The 20,543-nt window shown below is 45.3% G+C and carries 15 protein-coding genes; 3 read left to right on the forward strand and 12 right to left on the reverse strand.

The annotated features are described in order from the left end of the window. Window positions 1-199: 199 nt before the first annotated feature. Both ESB13_RS07095 and ESB13_RS07100 read right to left on the reverse strand, forming a co-directional pair. Window positions 200-1,393, reverse strand: a complete 1,194-nt coding sequence (locus ESB13_RS07095) for a FecR family protein (RefSeq protein WP_164974116.1) — start codon at window positions 1,391-1,393, stop codon at window positions 200-202. Between the two features lie 99 nt (window positions 1,394-1,492). Next, complete coding sequence (locus tag ESB13_RS07100) at window positions 1,493-2,122, reverse strand: RNA polymerase sigma factor (protein WP_164974117.1); 630 nt, start codon at window positions 2,120-2,122, stop codon at window positions 1,493-1,495. Between the two features lie 140 nt (window positions 2,123-2,262). On the opposite strand from ESB13_RS07100, the gene ESB13_RS07105 reads away from it, so the two are divergent. Then, a complete protein-coding gene (locus ESB13_RS07105; RefSeq protein WP_164974118.1) occupies window positions 2,263-3,561 on the forward strand; it encodes a sensor histidine kinase in 1,299 nt (432 codons plus the stop codon). A gap of 137 nt (window positions 3,562-3,698) precedes the next feature. On the opposite strand, the gene ESB13_RS07110 is transcribed toward ESB13_RS07105, so the two are convergent. From ESB13_RS07110 to ESB13_RS07155, 10 genes are all read right to left on the reverse strand, one after another. Continuing rightward, entirely contained in the window at window positions 3,699-5,192 is a 1,494-nt protein-coding gene (locus tag ESB13_RS07110; protein WP_129002316.1) for a S41 family peptidase, read from the reverse strand. Between the two features lie 68 nt (window positions 5,193-5,260). After that, a complete protein-coding gene (locus tag ESB13_RS07115; RefSeq protein ID WP_129002317.1) occupies window positions 5,261-6,580 on the reverse strand; it encodes a MutS-related protein in 1,320 nt (439 codons plus the stop codon). Continuing rightward, window positions 6,577-7,890: a MutS-related protein gene (locus tag ESB13_RS07120; protein ID WP_129002318.1), complete on the reverse strand. Its 1,314-nt coding sequence runs from the start codon at window positions 7,888-7,890 to the stop codon at window positions 6,577-6,579. The genes ESB13_RS07115 and ESB13_RS07120 overlap by 4 nt, the downstream gene beginning before the upstream one ends. 33 nt (window positions 7,891-7,923) lie before the next feature. Continuing rightward, window positions 7,924-10,248 (reverse strand): ABC transporter permease subunit, encoded by a 2,325-nt coding sequence (locus ESB13_RS07125; protein WP_129002319.1) that lies wholly within the window; start codon window positions 10,246-10,248, stop codon window positions 7,924-7,926. After that, window positions 10,248-11,177, reverse strand: a complete 930-nt coding sequence (locus tag ESB13_RS07130; RefSeq protein ID WP_129002320.1) for an ABC transporter ATP-binding protein — start codon at window positions 11,175-11,177, stop codon at window positions 10,248-10,250. Before ESB13_RS07130 ends, ESB13_RS07125 begins: the two co-directional genes overlap by 1 nt. 33 nt (window positions 11,178-11,210) lie before the next feature. Then, window positions 11,211-11,993 carry a hypothetical protein gene (locus tag ESB13_RS07135; protein WP_129002321.1) on the reverse strand — a complete coding sequence of 261 codons (783 nt, stop codon included), beginning with the start codon at window positions 11,991-11,993 and terminating at the stop codon, window positions 11,211-11,213. A gap of 26 nt (window positions 11,994-12,019) precedes the next feature. Continuing rightward, window positions 12,020-13,468 (reverse strand): RagB/SusD family nutrient uptake outer membrane protein, encoded by a 1,449-nt coding sequence (locus tag ESB13_RS07140; RefSeq protein ID WP_129002322.1) that lies wholly within the window; start codon window positions 13,466-13,468, stop codon window positions 12,020-12,022. A gap of 10 nt (window positions 13,469-13,478) precedes the next feature. After that, window positions 13,479-16,778 (reverse strand): SusC/RagA family TonB-linked outer membrane protein, encoded by a 3,300-nt coding sequence (locus tag ESB13_RS07145; RefSeq protein WP_164974119.1) that lies wholly within the window; start codon window positions 16,776-16,778, stop codon window positions 13,479-13,481. A gap of 223 nt (window positions 16,779-17,001) precedes the next feature. Further along, a complete protein-coding gene (locus tag ESB13_RS07150; RefSeq protein ID WP_129002324.1) occupies window positions 17,002-18,222 on the reverse strand; it encodes a FecR family protein in 1,221 nt (406 codons plus the stop codon). Window positions 18,223-18,288: 66 nt separating this feature from the next. Continuing rightward, window positions 18,289-18,876: an RNA polymerase sigma-70 factor gene (locus ESB13_RS07155; RefSeq protein WP_129002325.1), complete on the reverse strand. Its 588-nt coding sequence runs from the start codon at window positions 18,874-18,876 to the stop codon at window positions 18,289-18,291. Window positions 18,877-19,046: 170 nt separating this feature from the next. Between ESB13_RS07155 and ESB13_RS07160 the strand changes: the two genes are divergently transcribed. Both ESB13_RS07160 and ESB13_RS07165 read left to right on the forward strand, forming a co-directional pair. Further along, entirely contained in the window at window positions 19,047-19,640 is a 594-nt protein-coding gene (locus ESB13_RS07160) for a Crp/Fnr family transcriptional regulator (protein ID WP_129002326.1), read from the forward strand. 61 nt (window positions 19,641-19,701) lie between these two features. After that, a complete protein-coding gene (locus ESB13_RS07165) occupies window positions 19,702-20,517 on the forward strand; it encodes a sterol desaturase family protein (RefSeq protein WP_129002327.1) in 816 nt (271 codons plus the stop codon). Window positions 20,518-20,543 lie beyond the last annotated feature (26 nt).

Genomic DNA, 20,543 nt, shown 5'->3' on the forward strand with positions numbered 1-20,543 from the left:
TGAATTGGTTGAACAATAGGAGACGTGAGAAATTTTCATTGGCTTAACCAATTGCTACCGGGATTCCGCGGCAAACGGGATTCCGGTTCTTTATTATTGGGGCCAAGCCACCGGGAGAGCGGCACATAACGGCCCGTAACGCTTGTTTGAACAAGGTCATTTTTTTCATTTGGCAAACTGTTTATGCGTATATAAGAAGCTAAGGATCTACAATAATTTTTTTCCCTTGTATGGTGAAGTGTACTTTTCCTGTTAATTCCAATGCTGTTAGCACATTAGCCAACCTCACCCTCCTGGAAGGCTGTGCGTAAAAGCGTTCGTTGTTTACGGAATGAAATTCGACTTCGACGTCGTACCAGCGGGCAATTTGCCTCATCACAGTTTCGATGCTTTCATTTTCGAAATAGAAGAAGCCATTTTTCCATGCCATTGCTTCAGCGATATTTGCCGCTTTTTCCACTTTAATATTTCCCTGATCCGTTAACCTGGACTGCTGCCCGGGCTGAAGCATAACCGATTCGCCTCCATGACTAACCTTTACGCCACCTTCGAGCAGAGTAGTTTTCACGTAAGCTTCTTCGTTATAAGCCATGATATTAAAGTGAGTGCCGGTGACGTATACCTCCTGCCCTTTTGCGATTACGATGAATGGTTTTTTGGAACCATTGGGAAGGCTGGCAGCAGCCACTTCGAAATAGGCTTCGCCGGTAAGTTCCACTCTTCTTTCGTTGCCGGCAAACACTGCGGGAAATTTGAGTGCTGAAGCGGCGTTAAGCCACACTATCGTGCCATCGGAAAGTTTTACCTGGTACTGCCCTCCTCTTTGGGTGGAAACAGTATTGGCATATAACTGGTTATCGGGCAGAGAAGCAGATTGGCATTCGTACTCGAGGCGGTTAGGGGCTGCTTCTATCAAGGCGTTTCCCTGCGTGGCAAGCCGGCCATTAGCGACACTATCCAATAAGATCACGGTTCCATTAGCGAGTGTAAGCTGTGCTTTTCCTTGCGCCGGCGGTGTTGAAAGCAGTCTATTTTCAGCTGTAACAAGCGGTGTACTGTAGTCGCCGCCAGGCTTTTTAATCATCCAGATACGTGCTCCTAGCACTATCAAGGCAATCACCGCTGCGGCAGCCGTCCATTGCCATAAGCGCCTTATGGGTGCACGCTGTGTATTTTGTGCTGCGTGTACCTTTTCGAGCAATTGTTCTCTCAGCTTTTCAGCGCTTTTTTCGCTGATACGCAGCTGGGGATTTTGGGGTATTGTACCAAAATCGTCACGCATTTGCTGCAGCAGCAGGCGGTTAGGGGCACTGGTACGCAGCCATTCCATTACCTCCTGATACTGCTCAGGTGTGCAGCGGTTTTCGAGATAAAGGATCAGCAATTGTTTCATATGGCCGTTTTGGGCAGACATATTCGTGGATAGTTATTGTTCTGTATATATATAATATCCCTGACAAGAAAGACAGGGTGGGTGGTTTATCATTTTTTTTCAAAAAAAAGTATACAGCAGTAAATAAAGGAGGACAGATTCTACCTGATAACATTGAAAGATAAATTCCCTGATGAACCTGGTGCCGAGGACCATATGTTCTTTTACCGTATTGCGGGATATATGTAACTGCGCCGCAACTTCATCGTAAGTGCATCCCTCCTGGCGGCATAACCTGAACACTTTTTTACGCTGAACGGGGAGGCGTTCGACGGCATTTTCGAACAGGCGCTGGTATTCTACCCAAAGCGCCATGGCCTGAGGATCTTCGGTAGTTGCGGCGAGGCTGCCTGCCAATACCAGGATCTTTTCGTCGTCGGCCGCTATTTTCCTGAATGTCTTAAAGACTTTATTACGGGCGATCTTATATAGATAAGCGCTAAAGGTGGCACCGGGCCGCAGTTGTTTTCTTACCTCCCATAATTTCATAAAAACTTCCTGCAGGATATCTTCCGCCAACTGTGGCGACTTGAGATAGCGCAAAATAAATGCGTATAAAGATTCGTGGTAACGCTTATAAATAATATCGAAGGCGGCCACATCACCTTGTTGCAGCCTGAGGACAAGTTCGTTATCGTTGTAAGCAGTCAATGGCGTACGGGAGAATACATGACAAGAATCTTCGTTCAAACAAATGTAAGAAAAGTTAAGGACCTGCTTTAAATTTCGTGTTTTGTAAAAAAGCTGCGCTAAACCGGCTTCTATTTGCAGACAACAGCAATAGTTACTATTTTCATGCCATGTCGGGAAATTCTCTGTTTTTGCCTCTTTTGAACATAATAAAGCGCCTTTTACATATCGGAATCACACCGATACTTTCGTTCCAGGAGCGCAGAAGGATCCTCGTTCTCAATGCGGCAGGCTTATTCGGAGGCACCTCTTCCATGATCATGTTTTTTTTTAACCTGTATTATAAAATATACGCCCTGTCTTTGCTGAACATTGTTACCTGGATAACGGGTTATAGCGTATTCTTCATTCACCGTTCGGCCTACAGCAAACCGTTGTTGATGGCAGTGGGCTGTATTTATTCACTGGCAGCCGCAGCCAGCGCTATTTTGTATCATAACAGTGTAGAGTACTTTCTTTTATTATATATCGGCGTCTATTTTATTATCCTCGAGGATATGAGGATGATCATCCTTTTCAGTTTTCTGAACATTGTTTTATTTCTTACCGTATCTTTTGGATTAATTCATGTAGAATGGTTTGCACCAGTATCGGCCATGCACCGGCATTTCGTTATGCTCAACGGCATCTTCCTTTTCCTTTTCTTTTTATACTATTTTAAAACACAATCCCAGGCCTACCGGAAAGAAATAGAATCCAGGGTAAGAGAACTGGATATACTCAACTATAATAAGGAAAAGCTATTTGCCATTATGGCCCACGATATAAAAGCCCCCATATCAAGCCTGTTAACCACCTTGCGTATGATACAGGACGGCGACTTAAGTCCGATGGACCTCAAAGAAATATCCGGCACATTATTAAAACAGGTTACCGGTGTTCATGAAAACCTGATCACTATTCTACATTGGAGCAAAAGTCAGTTGAAAGGAATGGAAATAAGACCAAGATCAGTTCCTCTTTATTTTCACATTATGAAAACGGTTGAGTTCATGCAACCTGCTGCGGAATTGAAGCGGCAGCGCATCGACTTTTCTGAAGTAAAATCACTCAATGGCTGGATTGACCCGGATCACCTGGAATTGATTTTGCGTAACTTGTTGGGAAACGCCATAAAATTTAGTTACCAGGGAAGGACAATCCGGATCCGTACCATACGCGAAAATACTTTTATAAGGATAGAAATCGAGGATGAAGGAATGGGTATTAGTCTTGTCAATGCAGCGCTGCTTCGTAACAAATTATCTTTCATTTCTACCTACGGCACCGAAAACGAAAAAGGCACGGGATTAGGCTTAAACTTATGCAAGGAGTTTATTACGTTAAATGGCGGAGATCTTCAGTTTGAATCGAAAGAAGGGATAGGCAGTACGTTTAAAGTTTTTATTCTCCGGCAGGAGCCTATACCGGGCATGTCAACCAATGCCGGAAAAATCTAGTTAATAAATAGCAGATACGGGCAGGAGTAATAACAGGGTGGAGTTTTCAAATTAAGTATTTCGGGAGTGCAGCCGGTAATAGCCTGGGGGCTGCCACGGGGTGACATTGTTATGAGCACTTGTTCCATGTTTTTATTTTAAGGGCGTTGATTGTTCTTTTCGGACCGGATCAGATCCAGGGCATATTGAATTTCGGGGTCTTTATTTGCACGGATATACTGTTGAAATGCGTCGAATGTAAGCTCCTTCTGAGGCAGGCAGCCTCTTCCATTGTCCTGCCTGGCCTTCATAAAGTATATTTCACTCATCGGGATCGTAAGTTTAGCCTTCGTTTTGGGAAGCATGTAGGTATGGAACCAGGCTGCTGTAGTTGAGGACTCCCCACTACCGGTTTCGGTTCCAACCAATATTCCCCGCTGATTATTCTTTACCAATGCTGCAAAATAGGTAGCCGCACTTACTGTACCGCCGCTGATGAGCACGTATACATTTCCTTTGAAGTTGTTCTTATCTGGCGGATAGTTGACGATAGAACCCTCCGAAAGGCGTGCATTACCATAGAAAAATCCGGCAGCACTGTCATAGTCGAAACGCTGCTTTAGAAAATTCTCCGTTTGCTTTACATCCTGTTCACTCATCTTCGTTCCATATCCATTCAATAAATGCTCCGGGTCATGTATATCTATATTCTTTGTGCGGTAATTGAATACATTATCGAACGGCTTTAATGCAATAAAGGAATACAGGAGCGCAGACATATTCGGATTTCCTCCGCCATTTGAACGGATGTCGATAATCACGTTCCTGATATGCCGCTTATTCACTTCCTCGAAAAAATTGCTTAACTCCTTGTACATGGCATTCTCGTCCAGCATAAACGTAAGCACGGTTAATATGGCGGTTGATTCATTATCCTGGTATTCTTTCGTTACATAAGCGCGCTTGAGGAAGGTGTTAAAAGGGATCTCACCAAGGTTACGGTTATGATAACCGGTTTTGGTATCTACCGCTTTCAACTGTACTGTAACGGCATTCCTTGCGCCAGCTTCCTTATACGCCACCTCATAGCTGGCCGATCCGGGGAAGATCAGGCTCAGGAATAAACTAAGGTTATTACCCAGGCGGTCCGTACCTGTTGTTATAAAGCCGTCGCTATAGCTGGCGTAACTGATTTCGCGCAGCAGGGTGGCCGCAGGCATTTTGTTGATGCTAAGGATCTCTGCTCCAAAAGGTATGGATGCTCCCCTGGCATTTACAATAATCTTGTCTTTAAAGGTGGTGGTGGCCAGGGGAAAGTGGTGCATACCGTATAAAACATCCGCTACATGATCCTCATTGTAATCCAGCTTCAGATGTACATCATGGAATAACTGGGCCGGAGAATAACGCAAAGCACTCACCAGGGAGGTGTCATTATCTACCCGAGCCATAAGGGAGTCCATCTGGCGCTTAAAAGTAACGGTATCTGTAAACTTGTATGGATTGGGATGTTGCCGTTTCAACAAGTCTACAGCATACACAAAATCGTCTTTCAGATCCTGCCTGGTAAACGCTTTGAAAGGTTGTATCTGCGCCAGCGCAGATGTGGTAAGCAGGGACATGAGCATCCCCGATGCAATAACTTGCTTCATTCTATTGGTTATTTGTGAAAACTGAAGACCGCAACTATACGCGGTGCCAGGATCGGGTGAGTGGCCGGTTATATTTTATTGATCAGGTCTATAATACCTTCATTTTCTATGATCATCATACCTTGCCTGTCTTCGGTAATGCCTTCCTGTAAAGTATAGGTGTACCTGGGTACATTACCCTCCAGAACAGTAGGCATAAAGCGAAACTGTACGTTCGGTTGATCTTTAAGTTCTGTACCTACTTCAATGATATGCGTAGACACGACAAACAGGCAATTGTTGTATTCGGCAAATCCCTTTGTAACCGCAAGGGTACCATCGAAAGCATCCTTTACATTGGTGCCTTTAAATAATTCATCGAACATCAGCAGCAGGTGTTCTCCCGTAGCTGCTGCCGTTGCGGCATCTTTCACCCTTACCACCTCGGCATAGAAGTGGCTGTATCCCATGGCAATGTTATCCGCTACGTTAATACTGGAAAAGATACCTTCACGTACTGAAAATACCATTTCAGAAGCCGCAACTGGGAAACCGATATGCGCCATGTACATGGCAATACCTATAGATTTCATCCAGGTAGATTTACCTGCCATGTTGGCTCCCGTAAGGAACAACACATTACTGCCCTCCTTCATGGTGATATCGTTGCCAATGGCTTTGGCGATACAGGGATGCCTGAGACTGCTGGCACGCAACAGGTTCCGATCCTTTTCAACTGCCTGGGCATAACAAAACTTTCTCTCGCGCGAAACACTGCTCACTGCTATGTATACGTCCGTTTCTGCTATAAATAGCAACACCTCCCTCATATCATCCTGGTACTTGCTACGCAGCAGGAACGCATAATCCGATACCGTTTGAGTGGACATGGACTTGTAGATATCGCTGTCCAATATCTTCCGTATATCCTTTTGTTGCATGATGGCCAGCAGCGCTTCCACACGCTGCTGCAGGGGGCCGTTTTCCTGTTTTAGCAATGTCAGCAATCCAAAACATTTCTTCAGCGTTATAATGGCAGACTGCAATTGCTGCAATAGTTTTTTGTAACGGTCGTCCTTTGTGAGACCAGCCAGTATTTTCATAAGCCAGGTATCTGCCGTGGCGGATAACTGCGACTTACTTCCACTACTGTCGATAAACTCGCGCATCAGTGTCACCTGGTCTGCTTCAAAAGGGAAAGCAATACTTTGCTGTTCAAAAAACCGGAATATGGCAACACGATGGTTGATGGCGGATGCCTCTGTGAGCGGATGAGCAAACATGTCATCCATCAGCTTCTCACCAATACGTGTTTTTACTTTATTGAACAGATAATATACCGATCCCTGGCGGAATTTCCCCATGAGGTTCAACTCTCCTACCGATTGACGATCTATTTTAAAACTCATAATTGCCTGTTTAATCTTTTTCCACCTTTATTTCCCTGCTTCAGGATTTCCAGGATGCCTTCGTTATTGATAATGATCATACCATGTTTGTCGTTTGTTACGCCTTCCTGTAAGGTGTAAGTATATTCCGGCACGGCTCCTTTCATAATCGTAGGAAGAAAATAAAATGCAGCGCTTTCCTTTTTACGCAACACTGCTGCCGCTTCAATGATATGGGAAGAGATGATGAACTTGCTGTCTTTCCGGTTGGTAAAGGCACCACAAACTGCGATAGTACCTTCCAATGCATCCTTTACATTCGTACCGCGGAACAATTCATCGAACAGTACGAACAGGGATTTGCCTTCACTCAGCTCCTGCCCTATCTTCTTTACCCGAAGCACTTCTGCATAGAAATGACTGGCGCCTATGCCAAGGTTATCCGGCAGGTTGATGGTGGTATAAACACCATCCAGCACAGAGAACTCCATGGAAGCAGCAGCCACCGGGAATCCCATATGGGCTATATATACCGCGGTGCTGAACGAACGCAGGAAGGTTGACTTCCCGGCCATATTTGCCCCGGTGAGAAACACAAGATTGCGTGAAGGCTCCATTTCCAACGTGTTGGCTACCGCGTTTTTCAGCAACGGGTGATACACACCCTTAATCTTCAATATGCCGGTTCCTTTGGCGTGCACTTCGGGGAACACCAGGCCATGCTGCAATGCCACCTGCGCCACCGATATATATACATCGATATGATAAATGAACTGCAGCAACTGCAATACTTTCCGCTTTTCCTTTACCCGTATCAACACATCGAAAGCGGTAATCGCACCAAATGATAAGCGGGCATCCGGCTGTTCGTTAAATACAGGTGCAAAAGCAGGATCCTGCAACAGCGAAGCTGCGGCATGCCGTTCTTCTTCCAGCTCTTTTATGGAGCCCAGCTCCTGCGAAACAAGATACCTCCGGAGAATGTGAAAAAGCCCTACAACCGCCGTAACGCCGTTCTGAGTTTCCTTTTCGCTGAGCACAGGTTTTGATCCTCCATCCAGGTTATCATCAAAAGTGATATACTTTTCAACGTTGTCCAAAAGAGAGCCATCGAAAGGAAAAGCGGTTTTCAGTTTCACGAAGGCCGCAATGATACTGCTCCTTTTCAGGATGGCCTCCCTGTTGTTCAGCGGCTTCTTAAACATAACTTCCATGATGGCCTGGCCACCGCGGGTGAACGACTGATTATATATATCGTAAATGCCCTGTATATCCGCTTTGGAAAATAAGCGCAAGTCCTCTATCGTTTGCGAATCTGTTTGCAAATACATATTGTACGTTTTAATAAAACCTGAATACCGCCGCTACTTGCGTTTTCTTCTTACCAGTACCACAATACCCACTAAAAGTATTAAGGCAGGAATGCCGTATTGCAATGCCAGTTTCAACATCTTTGCCGGCGTTTTCGTAATGTTGAGCCATATATCTTCCGGCACCGCTAAATTGTGATAGACAGGGTACCTGTTGTCGGTGGTGAAACTGTAGAAGGCATTACCGTAATCCCTGCCGTTGCCCCTGGCCGCAGACATCATATCTGCATCGCTGGAGATGATGATCCGCTGTTCGTGGCCGCCTGTTTTCCTGGTAAGCTGCAAACCAACCGCATACGGTGCTTCTTTCCTGTAGTCGCCTTCTGCGGCATTAAACACGGGCGCTGCAGAATCTACTACCAATACGCCTCTTTCTACCCAGGTGTTGGCATTATTATCTAAAGTGGTGACCTGTTCCACTTTAAAACCAGTTGTATCAGTATACGTCAGTAAACTGGCGCCTATGATATTAGTATAGCAGCTTTTCCAGATATTATTTTTATAGTAGAAAAACGGCAGTTCATCAGCCATTTCTGTTCCTTTCTTCGATATCAGGCCGGAGAATTTATGCGGCATATCGTGTTTGTTCACTTGCACAATAGTGCCTTCCTCGGCATTTACACCAACATGATTCAGGATAGGATTCATAATGAATTGCTTTCCCGGCTCGGAGTAAAACATAGCATTACCGCCTTTATCGATATACTGCTTCACGTTTTCAATAACAGATTTATCCAATAAGGTCTTGGGGTCGGAGATCACCAATATCTCATTGGGATTAAATGCACCGGAAGGCGGTTGAATAATGGTATCGAAGTTCAGGCCCAGGTTAATTAAGGCTGTCCTGGAATCTTTATTAATCGCATGGTTACCATACTCACGTTCACCGAACTTTAAAGGTGAGCGTTCCAGGTGCCCTGTAAGAAATTTAAAGGTAGGAGTGGTATCATGGATCAGCCTTAACAAGCTACCGGAAACAACGCCTTCGTCCGGGAAGACATCCGGATCCTGGAAGGTTCTCAGGAGTGTTTTTTTTCCTTTGTATTCCAACTGCATGACTAACCCTTTTGACTCGGACTCGAGATCTACCAGCTTTCTTATTTCAGCAGGCTTTTTAAAAATGGACAGGTTGGCTTTATTTATTTCAGCATATTTTTCTGCTATTTCGTCCAGCGTTTTACCGGGGTAGGCTTTATAAATGGCGCTGTCACCGGTAATAATATCGTAGTAATAAACATATTCAAATTCCATATTGGTATAAAAGCGGCGGTAGCGGGCCCAGAAATTCCAGAGATACCTGTTCCGGGCTTCCGGTAATCCGTTCGTAAGATTGTAACCAAAGAGGTTGGTATACAAAGTGACCTTTAAAGGAGAGCCGTCCAGCTGGCTGAATACCTTTTGCGCATTCGGATGCAGTGTATTTTTCTTAGCCTTCGTTACATCACAATAACCGATGAAGCCGTGTATAGATGTAACAGTTAGCACCACTATAGTTATAGCCAGCGCCAGCAGGTACCTGGCTGCCGAAACGCGCCATGGCTTTGACTCCGTAACAGATTTGGTTTTAAAGATGGTACATGCGATAAAAAAAGCTGTAACCGCCAGAAAGTAGATAATATCCCTGGTGGTAAGCAACCCTCCCAACATGCTTTCCGCCCTTCCGGAACTGGATAGAAAATAGGTAACGTCTCTTAAGTAGTCTGTTCCCTGGAACATTAGCTGCAGGGCAGAGAATAACACCAGCACCACAAAGGTTCCTATTGCGGCAACAATAGGATAAGAAGTGAGGCTGGAAATAAACATACCTGCTGCTACGTACATGGCCGCCAGCAAAAAGAAGCCCAGCAACATAGAGCCGATATGCAGGTATTCTACATGCCTGATGGAAAAAGTAAGTACCACCACCACTCCAACAAAGAGCAGGATCATCAGGCAAACGAAACTGTATATCCCGAGAAATTTGCCGAAGATAATCTGACGGGCGGTAACGGGTGAAGAATGCAACAGCCTGATGGTACCGGCGGAATACTCGCGGTTAATGACTCCCATTGTCAACAGGGGAATAAACAAGAAGAAAATCATCATGACTATATCAAGCCCTTTACCAATGATCAGGCTCGTCAGCGGCATATTGAGGAATCCTTTGAAAGCAGCCCCTTGTAGTTCCAGCATGGTATCCTGCTCCACGGCGGTATCTGCCAGGTTGCCCATGATAATTCCGGCACTGGACATCAGGAATAAAATCAAAATAAACCATGCGATCGGTGAAAAGAAAAAATGCCTCAATTCAGCCCGTGCTATATTAAATACTACTCTCATTACTGTAAGGTTGAAGAAGATGATAATTGTTTGAACACATCGTCCATACCGGATGATTCCATGTTAATAGAAGTAAGCCGCCAGTTTTTTTCGAGGCTCTTCCGGATGATCCTCTCGGCCAGGTCGTCGTTGGGTTGAAAATAAATCCGGCATCTATGGTCCGGCAATAGTTCCACCTTCTGTACATCTTCTATGGCAAGCAGTTCATCCACATCGGGCATATTAAGCATCCTGGCCACCATGGTATTAGGCTGCAGGATATTATTGAATACATCCAGGGTATCGGAAAATATGACCTGGCCGGCTTCAATCATTACAATTTCCCTGGCAAGCAGGTTAATTTCGGACAGTACGTGCGACGACAACAATACCGCATGATCCTTTGCTATTTCCTTGATCAACTTACGTGCTTCGATGATCTGGTTAGGATCAAGACCATTGGTAGGTTCATCGAGTACTACTACTTTCGGCTTGTTGATGATAGCCTGCGCAATACCCACCCGCTGGCGAAAACCTCCGGACAAATTTTTGATCAGCCGGTTACGCATTTGCGTGATGGATGTTTTTTCAAGCACTTCGTCCACCGCCCCTTTTATCATACGCTTATCCATCAATCGCAACTGAGCAGCGTATTCCAGGTACTCCTGGACGGTAAAATCGAGATATACCGGCGCCTGCTGCGGCAGAAAACCGATCTGCTTTTTATAAGCGATAGGATCGTCTTTCATGCTCAATCCATTGATAGAAACATTTCCTTCTGTTTGCAGCAGCGTGCCGCAAATGATATTCATGGTGGTAGACTTACCCGCCCCGTTGGAACCTAATAATCCAATAACACCGGCATCATTGATCTCGAAATTAATCTCCCTTATTGCCCAGGAACTGGCATACCGATGCGATAGGTTTTCAACCTTCAATATTGGGTGCATATCGTATTACTTATATAATTGAAATACTAGAATTTAAAAATGACCTATGGTAGTGATCTTCGCCGAATAACTACCGGCATTGCCCCAGGTTCCGGTGACCAGCATGGTACGTGCCTTGAACAGCCATTGTAAATTGGGAGTCGTAGCGCCCGGCAGTATATTCCCTTCCGTAAACGTTGCAAGGGTAGCGCCTGTAGCATGATCTTTTACTGCGAAACGGAATTGTTGCACGGAAGCAGTTACTGGTATTTTTATGAAGCCCGTAAGCTGTTCGTATGCAATATTCGATGCCATAGTAGTTGCTAACGGCTCCAGTTGCTCCACATCGATGGCCCTGTTTTCAAAAAGATTTATGATGCGAAGGTTCACAACACTGTCATTAACACTGCGGGAAGGCAGGTTTTCCTTTATCGTTTTTTGTTGAATATTGGATGGACTGCCGTAGATAAAATGGGTAAAAATGCCACCCGACTCCAGTTGTACGCGGGTTTGCAGGATACGTTTACTTAAGCTCGATGTATCGTAATTCCTGAACAAACTCACAGGCTGATCCATTTTATTGGTAACATAATCGAAAGACTCGCCACTCTTTGCATACACCAGCCTGCCGTAGGATTTAGGCTCTGTTTCACCGAAGTAGAAATTAAGAAAAGAAGCATTGTCATTAATAGCATTCACCAACGTTAACGACGCCGGGAAAATTTCTTCAGGCATTTCTTTTTTACAAGCGGTAAAACACCACATGATACACGCCACCATTATCGCTGTTCCCAGGTATCGCGCACCTGGTGTGTTTTTATATTTTACTAGAAACATCGTTCCTGGTTTTTACAGTTATATACTTAGTTATATCCTTCATTCTGTGAAAGATTGTTGTCCCAAAGGATTTCTTCCGGGGGAACAGGATACAGCAACTGGTGCTGGTTCCACGGCTGTTTGTAAGATATCCGGAACAGCACTTCGGAGGCCTTGTTCGTCCTTTTCAGATCCAGCCAGCGATGTCCCCATTCGGCAAACAACTCTATACGCCTTTCCTGTGCAATAGCAGCCGTTACCTCCTGAGCGGTTAAGGTATAAGGCAGGACGGTTAACCCGGCACGCTTTCTTATTTCGTTGAGGTCATCGATAGCACTGTTTTTATTGGCCGCCCCTCCCAACATGTTGGCTTCGGCCCTTACCAGGAACATTTCTGCCAAACGCATCACTACATAGTATTGCGATCTGAAGCCTCCCACCTCATAGTTGTTGAAATTAATTTTATACTTCGCCGGAGTAAAGCCGGCAGGACGTGTAGGTGTTGCTGTAATAGGCGACACCCATGCAGTTTTACGATTGTCGCCTGTTTCAAAAGCATTCATCAAAAGCGGTGTCAGGAACTTTCCGGTAAAGAAATAACCTTCCGGGGTAGCATTGCCACGTGCGTAAGAAATATTGGTTTGCTTTAACTGGAAAATTACTTCGCGGCTGCCGGTGGTAAATACATTATCAAGGTTCTCCAGTTGAAACAATTGTGTTTGCCCTATCACTTCACTGGCGTTCCGGAATGCCTTTTCATAATCTTTAGCGAACAGGTAAACCCTTGCCAGCATTGCTTTTACATACCATTTATTGATCCGGATACGTTCTACATTATTGCCATCGTACCCTTCAGAAAGATAACCGGACGCCTCTTCCAGGTCGCTGATAATTTGCCTGTATACATCGGCAGGGTTGGCAGAGGGCAATCTTTGAAGAACGTTGAAATCAATAGTAAGAGCCAGGGGAATTTTCTCAAACAGGTTCACCAGGTAAAAGTAGCTCATGGCCCTTACCGCCAGGGCCTCGCCCAGTAAACGCTTGCGGAAAGCCGCCGTCAACTCTTTGGAAGTGGAGGCATTCACGCCCTCTATAATGGCATTGGCGTTGAAGATCCCTTTGTAAGCAGTTCTCCATATTTTATCGGAATAGCCAGGATTGCTGAGCGTTATTTTAGAAGCAGTTTCAAAGTAATATTGATAGTCGCCATTAAGCGACGGAGAATACAATTCGTCGGCAGAATGCCCCGTTGCAATGGTAATAGCCCCGGCACTGTAAAGATCTGTACCTAACGAGCCACTTGCCACCTCCAGCTCTCCTCCGCTGATAAGATAAGAGTACATACCATTGAGCGCAGTAGCTGCCTGCTCGTCTGTTTCGAACACTTCCCTGGTAGTAACAGAATTCACAGGGTCCTTTATGTCCAGCATTTTATTACACCCGGCGGCCAGGAAAAGGCATCCTGTTACCGCTATATTGAAAGCAATTTTTTTCATGTCATTGATTTTAGAAACTGAATCTCAGGTTAACAGCTATTCTTCTGATCTGGGGTACCGTGCCCAGTTCTACATCACTTACCCTGTATTTTGTAAGCTTGAAAATCTTGGAAGAATTAACAGAGATAGCACCCTGTTTCATCCTGATCTTTTCTATCCATTTTAGGGGCAGTATGTACGACAGGCTAAGGTTATCGAGGCTTAGATAGGAACCGTTGGCATAGTAAGCATCCGACCCAAAATAGCCACCGTTGTTAATAGTAGAATACCTGGAATAAAGTGCTTTATCACCCGGCTGCATCCAGTGCCTTTTTTCAATTTCGTCGTATAGTACCATATTCGTCATGCCGCCATATCCCAGGTTGGTAAGTGGGTCGGGAATCAGCGAATTTTCGAAGCTGAACTGCGCATCGAGCGACAAAGCTCTCATGAAGTCGACCCGGAAGCCAAAGCCGCCAAAGTATTTCGGACTCAGGTCTATCACCTTATAATAATCACTCAGGCCCAGGTCGGGGAAGTTAACACCGGAGGCTATCCCCTGTGCCAGGCCATCACCATTGTAATCTTCAAACGCAGGTATTCCCTTCAGAGGATTAATACCAATGTAATGTGTGTAAGAATGAGACGTAACAGAAGTCCCTATCCTGTACATGTCGCGGTAGGGTGAATTTGCCAGCCCTTCGAACGCCACCAGCGTATTCTTATTCCTGCTTACCTGGAAGCGAGCAGAAATTCCCCAGGTTTTGTTGTTCAGGATAGTTGCATCTACCATAAACTCTATACCCTTGTTCTGAATAACGGCAGGCCAGTTGCCCAAAACAGAGGAAAAACCAGTAAAGGCAGGAGTTGTAATATTTGTTAACTGACGGCCATCGCGGTTGATGTAGAAGTTTCCTTCAACATTCACTTTGCTGTTAAACAGCCCTACCCTGGCGCCCACCTCAAATTTGCTTGCGCTGGACCAACTGTATTTCTGATTCACGGGCTGTACCAGCGTATAAATAGTTTGATCGTCGTAGTCGGGTAATTTTTCAAAACCATTCGCAGGAACATTCGACCATCGCGACAGGTATTGATAGTCGCCGATATTGGCGTTCCCCATAACGCCGTAGGTAGATCGTAATTTGGCAAAGGTTAACCAATTCCAGTTTTTTTCCTTAAACCATTCTTCATTGGAGATCACCCAGGAAACACCGGCAGAACCAAAGTTGCCGAAGCGGGTACCATCACCAAAACGCGAAGAACCGTCTCTTCTGCCATTCAGGTTAACGATATATTTGTTCTTCCAGTCCAACGACACTGTTGCCAGCAGAGAAGCCAGTTTTAACTGGGCATAGTTATTTACGGATTGAAGTATCTGGGCATTTGAATAACTTTTGATGAGGTTGTCATTAGCATACATCATGCCTATCGTAGTAACAACCTCCTGGTCGCTGTAGCTATAGTCTCCTGCCAGAGAAGCCGAAAGACGTGCGCCTCCAAGCAGTTTTACATAATTGATTTTTGGTTGTATCAGCAAGCTCTTGCCCGATCCCGTACTATAAAACGCCATACTAATAGGAGAGAACAGCGGATCCTTACCGGCTTTAGGCATATAACTGTTGGATTTATTGGAAAAGAACTCGCCGCTGACACGAACGCCTGCCGTAAGGCCCTTTACTATTTCATATGTAAACCCAACATTGGTTTGATTTTTCAGGGTCTGGTTTTCACCCCAGTTCTTAATATCCCTGAAAGGGTAAATAGATCCGTACAGTGTTCTATAGGGTGCAAAATTATAATTCCCATTCTCGTCGTAAATCCCCGGAGCATTAGGAGGCAGGGAAAAAAAGTCGATTTGGGCGCCGGTTTCATTGTTCGAGTAGGTATTGTTAGACGCCAGTTCCAGCATGAGCTTGCCGTTGGCACTGCGGTGATTGAACGATAATCCTACTGTTAGCCGCTTATTACCCCTTCCCTGGTTATACATTTCCGTAGTAGCAGTATAGCCCACACTCACACGGTAGGTGTTCTGCAAAAGACCGCCTTCCAGACTCAGTTGTACGTCGTCGGATCTTTGATTCTTAAAAAATTCGCGCTGCCAGTCGGTATACGCTTTCTGATCCCAGATAGTAAGATCAGGGGCATTGTCTTGTGTAGGCAGCGCCGCATCGTTGAAGAAGGCTTCCCTTCTTACCGCGAGATACTGCTCCGTATTCATCATGGGCATATAGCGTTGCACACCGGAGAATATTTTGGAGTAACTGACATTAAAGCGTGTAGGTCCTGGCTTGCCACGTTTGGTGGTAATGAGTATTACCCCGTTGGCGCCCCTGGAACCGTATAAGGCAGTGGCATCGGCATCTTTCAGCACATCTACACTTTCAATATCGAGCGGGTTTATCATATATAGCGGGTTTTCGGCAGGAGAATAGCCACCATTTACGGGTGTAGATCCTGCATAGGGGTTCACAGACATAGTAGCAATGGGCAATCCGTCTATCACATACAGGGGATTGGTAAACATATCCGGGTTCAGTACATTCCTGCCGCGCAATTCTACGGTCCTGCTTCCTGCAGTGTTGGCGGAGGAGCTGATGCGTAAACCGGGAATACGGCCAACAAGTGCATCCAGCACATTTACTACAGGTTGCCTTTCAATGTCAGCGGCTTTCACTGTAGCGATATTGGCGGTACCTGTTCTTTTATTGGTAGTACCCAAAACAGTGATCTGCACTTCGTCCAGTTTGTTCTGCGAAAGCATAAGCTCTGCACTATACGACCTGGCGGCAATGATTTCATCGGTTATTTTAACCCTGTGATCTACATAACCGATGTAGCTGATCTTGATCTGATCACCGGGATTCACGGCTACATCAACAGAGCCGTTTCCTGCGGTTAAAAAATCCTTCCGTGTGGTGAGATTGCTGACAGTAGCGCCGCCCAATGGCGTAAAGCCGGCGGTATAAACATACACGCCAATGGTTTCCGCCTTTGCCGGGGCTGCGGCCAGGGATTCGGCAATAGCAAGCGCCGCGTCCTTTTTAGACACCAGGATGTTCTTGTCAATGATCTTGTAAGTGAGGGACTGGTTTTCGAACACCTTGTTTAAAAATGCTTCCAGCCCAATACCACTGGCACGAATGGTAACCGGCTTTGCGGCCGTTAATGCTGTGGCTTTGTACATAAAAACATAATCGGTTTGCGATTCAACAGCAGCGAAAACACTTTCCAGCGAAACGTCTTTGCCGTTAAAGCTGATGTTCTGTGAAAGCCCTTTTGCCGACACCTGCAACATGGCTACAGTAAGGAGAAGAAGTGTTAGCTTCATAACTAACAAAGTTTTGGTTGAGCTACGTATACGCCCATAGGGTACCCGTATGCAGTTAAGGATTTTGTGCATAAATTTGCCAATAGACGCCTCCTCATAAGGGGCGAAATGTTTAAATGAATAAAAAAGCAGTCTCTTACCTGATTGTTTTACCTTCTTTGAACATCCGCCGGAAGTGTTGCAACCACTTCCGGTTTTTGTATATGCCAAGCCTCGCTACATTTTATTTTACATAGAGTATATTTCCTTTCAATTCGAAATCGACATCCATTGTTTTAAGCACTTTCAGCACGTCGGAGAGATTGGTATTACGGTGCATCTTGCCTTTGAAGATGACATGCTCCGGCTTGCCAACATATTGTACTTCTATGTTGTACCATCTCTCCAGTTGCCTCATGATACTGTGCAGATCAGCGCCATCGAAATTGAACAGACCGTTCTTCCATGCCGTTATTTTTCCTGCGTCGATCTTATCGGTTACCACCAGGGACGCGTTAGACTGCGCACCAGGTTTGCTTAAAACAGAGGTTTGTCCGGGTACCAGCACTTTATAATGGGCTGTTTTATGCTGGTGGCTATTATCGGGAACAAGTGTCACTTTTACGGCGCCTGTCAGCAATGTTGTTTGAATGGTTTGTTCATTGGCGTAGGAGTTGATGTTAAAGGAAGTGCCCAGGACTTCCAGTTTCATTTGCTCCGTTTCAACAATGAAAGGCTGCCAGCTCCTGTTGGCGACATCGAAATATACCTCGCCTGTAATTTTAACCCGGCGTTCAGCTCCTTTGAAGGCCACCGGGTATTCTATGGAAGACGCCGCATTCAGCCATACTTCTGTTGCATCGGGCAGCACCACATGAAACTGCCTTCCTTTGGGCGTAGTGATCGTGTTCCTTGCCACCTCGCCTGTAGCGGCAGTAGCATCGTATACCAGTTCGTTATTCTGCAGCGAAATCGTTGTACCGTGCTGGGTGGCAATGGTACCCGCTCCCATAGTGTCCAGTATAAGCTGGCTGCCATCGGACAGGGTAAGTATGGCGCCGTCTTTACCCGGCGGGATATCCTTCACAACGGCTTTGCCACCCGCAAGGGTAGTTATAGGCTTCTGGTTAGAGAGAAAGAAGTAAGAGGCTACTCCTAAAGCCAGTACAAACACAGCGGCCACCCATTGCCATCGACGAAACGCAGGCAGGCGGAATACTTTTTTACTGGCAGGTTTGTTGGCAAGAAAACGTTCCAGCGCCGCGGCTTCATTGAAGCGGGCCATAGACTGCACGTTTTGTTGCACCACATCGTCATTGTTCAGCTCCTCCCATAAACGCCTGTGCGCATCGCTGGCAGCTATCCAGGCATCGAGATCCGCCAGTTCACCGGGCGTAAGCTCGCCTTGCCGCAGCCTGGAAATAAGCGATGCTATGACGAAAGGATCGTTAGACAAAGGGGCCATGTACAATGCTGTTTATATTATTACAACGCGGTAAGCTTACCGTACCAAAAGAACCGGAAAAAAATTTTAATTATGGGAGGAAAGCAAGGTAAATAAGGTAATAACCATTGGCGGCAGGCGCATTCTCAGCAGCTTCATACCGCGGGCTTTCTGGTTCTTCACCGTTTGGAGGGAAAGAGATAGCTTTTCAGCTATCTGCTCGTTTTTAAGGCCTTCTATATAACTCATCCTTACTATCTTGCCGCATTGTTCAGGCAGGTTATCCATTTCGCGGTAAACAGTTCTGAAAACCTCCATTCGTATAAGTTCCAGTTCCTCCTCTGCCGTCATATCGTCCTGTTCATGAAGGAAGATTGCCTGCCGCTCCTGGCTATGCTGCACCTGCTTTAAAAAGTTAAGAGACGCGTTGCGGGTTGCCTTATATAAGAAATCTTTTAAATGCCGGAGGTTCTCGAAGGAGGATTGTTTTTGCCATAACTTTTCAAAAACGTCCTGCACAATGTCTTCGGCATGGCTGGTTTCGCCAACGATTCCTGAGGAATAATGGCACAAGACATTATAATACTCCTTGAATACATAAGAGTAATAGGATATATCGCCAGACGTTAATCCACGTAAAAGCTGCTGCTCGTTATAAGAGGTTTTTCGCGACAAGTTTGCAGTACCATTTTGCTTGAAGCGTAAAAATAATTAAAAATTCAAGCTGCCAAAATCTTAAAAAGAAAGCGCCGCCTGCTTTGTAAAAGAACCGGGCTTTACATTTTTGCACTATTTTCATCCTTTCGGCCCTCCTATTCTTTTAAACGTTTAATTGAAAACCGCAGATGCTTGACTCGGAAAAAATAGAATTCTACCTCCGGCTGTTTAAAGGAATTGATGCAGAACATCTGGAGAAAGTGATTGATGCTACACAGCAAAGAATATTGGAACCGGGTGTCATCTATATCCGGGAAGGCGAAAATAGTTCCAGGCTGGGTTATATAAAAGAAGGTATGATACGCTCCTATCACGTGAATGAAAAAGGTATTGAAACCACCGTACTTTTGAGATGGGAGGAGCAGATCGTTGCTTCCTATGATAGTATCCTTATGCAGAAACCATCGCGTTTTACCTATCACGCACTCGAAAAGACCACCTTACTGGAAGTAGAATATAGCGTCATAGAAAAGCTGCTTGAAGACAACCCGGTATTCGAGAAAGCACGGTACCACTTCGTGCTGGATATGCTTACACAGTCGCTGGAACGCATAGAGTCCTTTATTTTACAAACTCCCGAAGAACGATACCTGCAACTGATAAAAGACAAGCCAGACCTGTTGCAGCGGGTACCCGACAAACACCTGGCTACCCTACTGGGCATTACACCTGTTTCTTTAAGTCGTATCAGGAAAAGAATAACGCAAAAGCTTTCGCATTAATTATCTTTTGTAAACTTCCCTGCGGTAACCGCTGAATAATTTTGTTCTAAATAAACTTTATATGGAACAACTGATTAAAACGCTTGCCGTGCTGTTCAGCTTTACGCTCACCAGGTACCTGGTGCTGGCAGGCATCCCCTTCCTGTTTTTCTATATCCTGCTTTCCAGATCCACCGCTAAATATAAGATCCAGGATAAAAAAGCCGGCAGGAAGCATTTCCTGCGCGAGATCGTACATTCCAGTTCCTCCAGCCTGGTATTCGCCATTATTTCAGTTATTCTCCTGTTCACGCCTTTACAATCCTATACACTGGTGTATACTAACGTTCATGACTATCCGCTGTGGTGGTTACCGGTTAGCCTGGTGCCTAGTCTTGTTATACATGACACTTACTTTTACTGGATGCACCGGCTGATGCATCATAAAAAGCTATTCCGTTTTACACATAAAGTACATCACCAGTCTGTAAACCCCTCACCCTGGACAGCCTATTCTTTTCACATACTGGAAGCTATTGCAGAGGGGCTTGTTCTGGGAGTGCTGGCGTTTATTCTGCCGATGCATAAAGATGTGCTGATACTTTTTACTGTAGTTAGCTTGCTCATTAATGTTTATGGTCATCTTGGGTATGAAATTATGCCGAAGGGCCTTCGCCATTCCTTCCTGTTTGAGATCATCAATACTTCGGTGCATCACAACCTTCACCACAGCAGGTTTAAAGGCAACTACAGCCTGTATTTCCGCTGGTGGGACAGAATGATGGGGACCGAAAACCCAGACTATGTTAAGGAATATGATCGCATACAGGCGAAACGGTTTGGTAGCAAAAGTGGGAATAAAGCCGGGGCTTCCTTTCCGGTTAAGCCTTTAAAATAAGCAGCTATATCTTATGGTAGCTCTTG

The organism is Filimonas effusa (assembly GCF_004118675.1).
GTDB classification, from domain to species: Bacteria; Bacteroidota; Bacteroidia; order Chitinophagales; family Chitinophagaceae; genus Filimonas; species Filimonas effusa.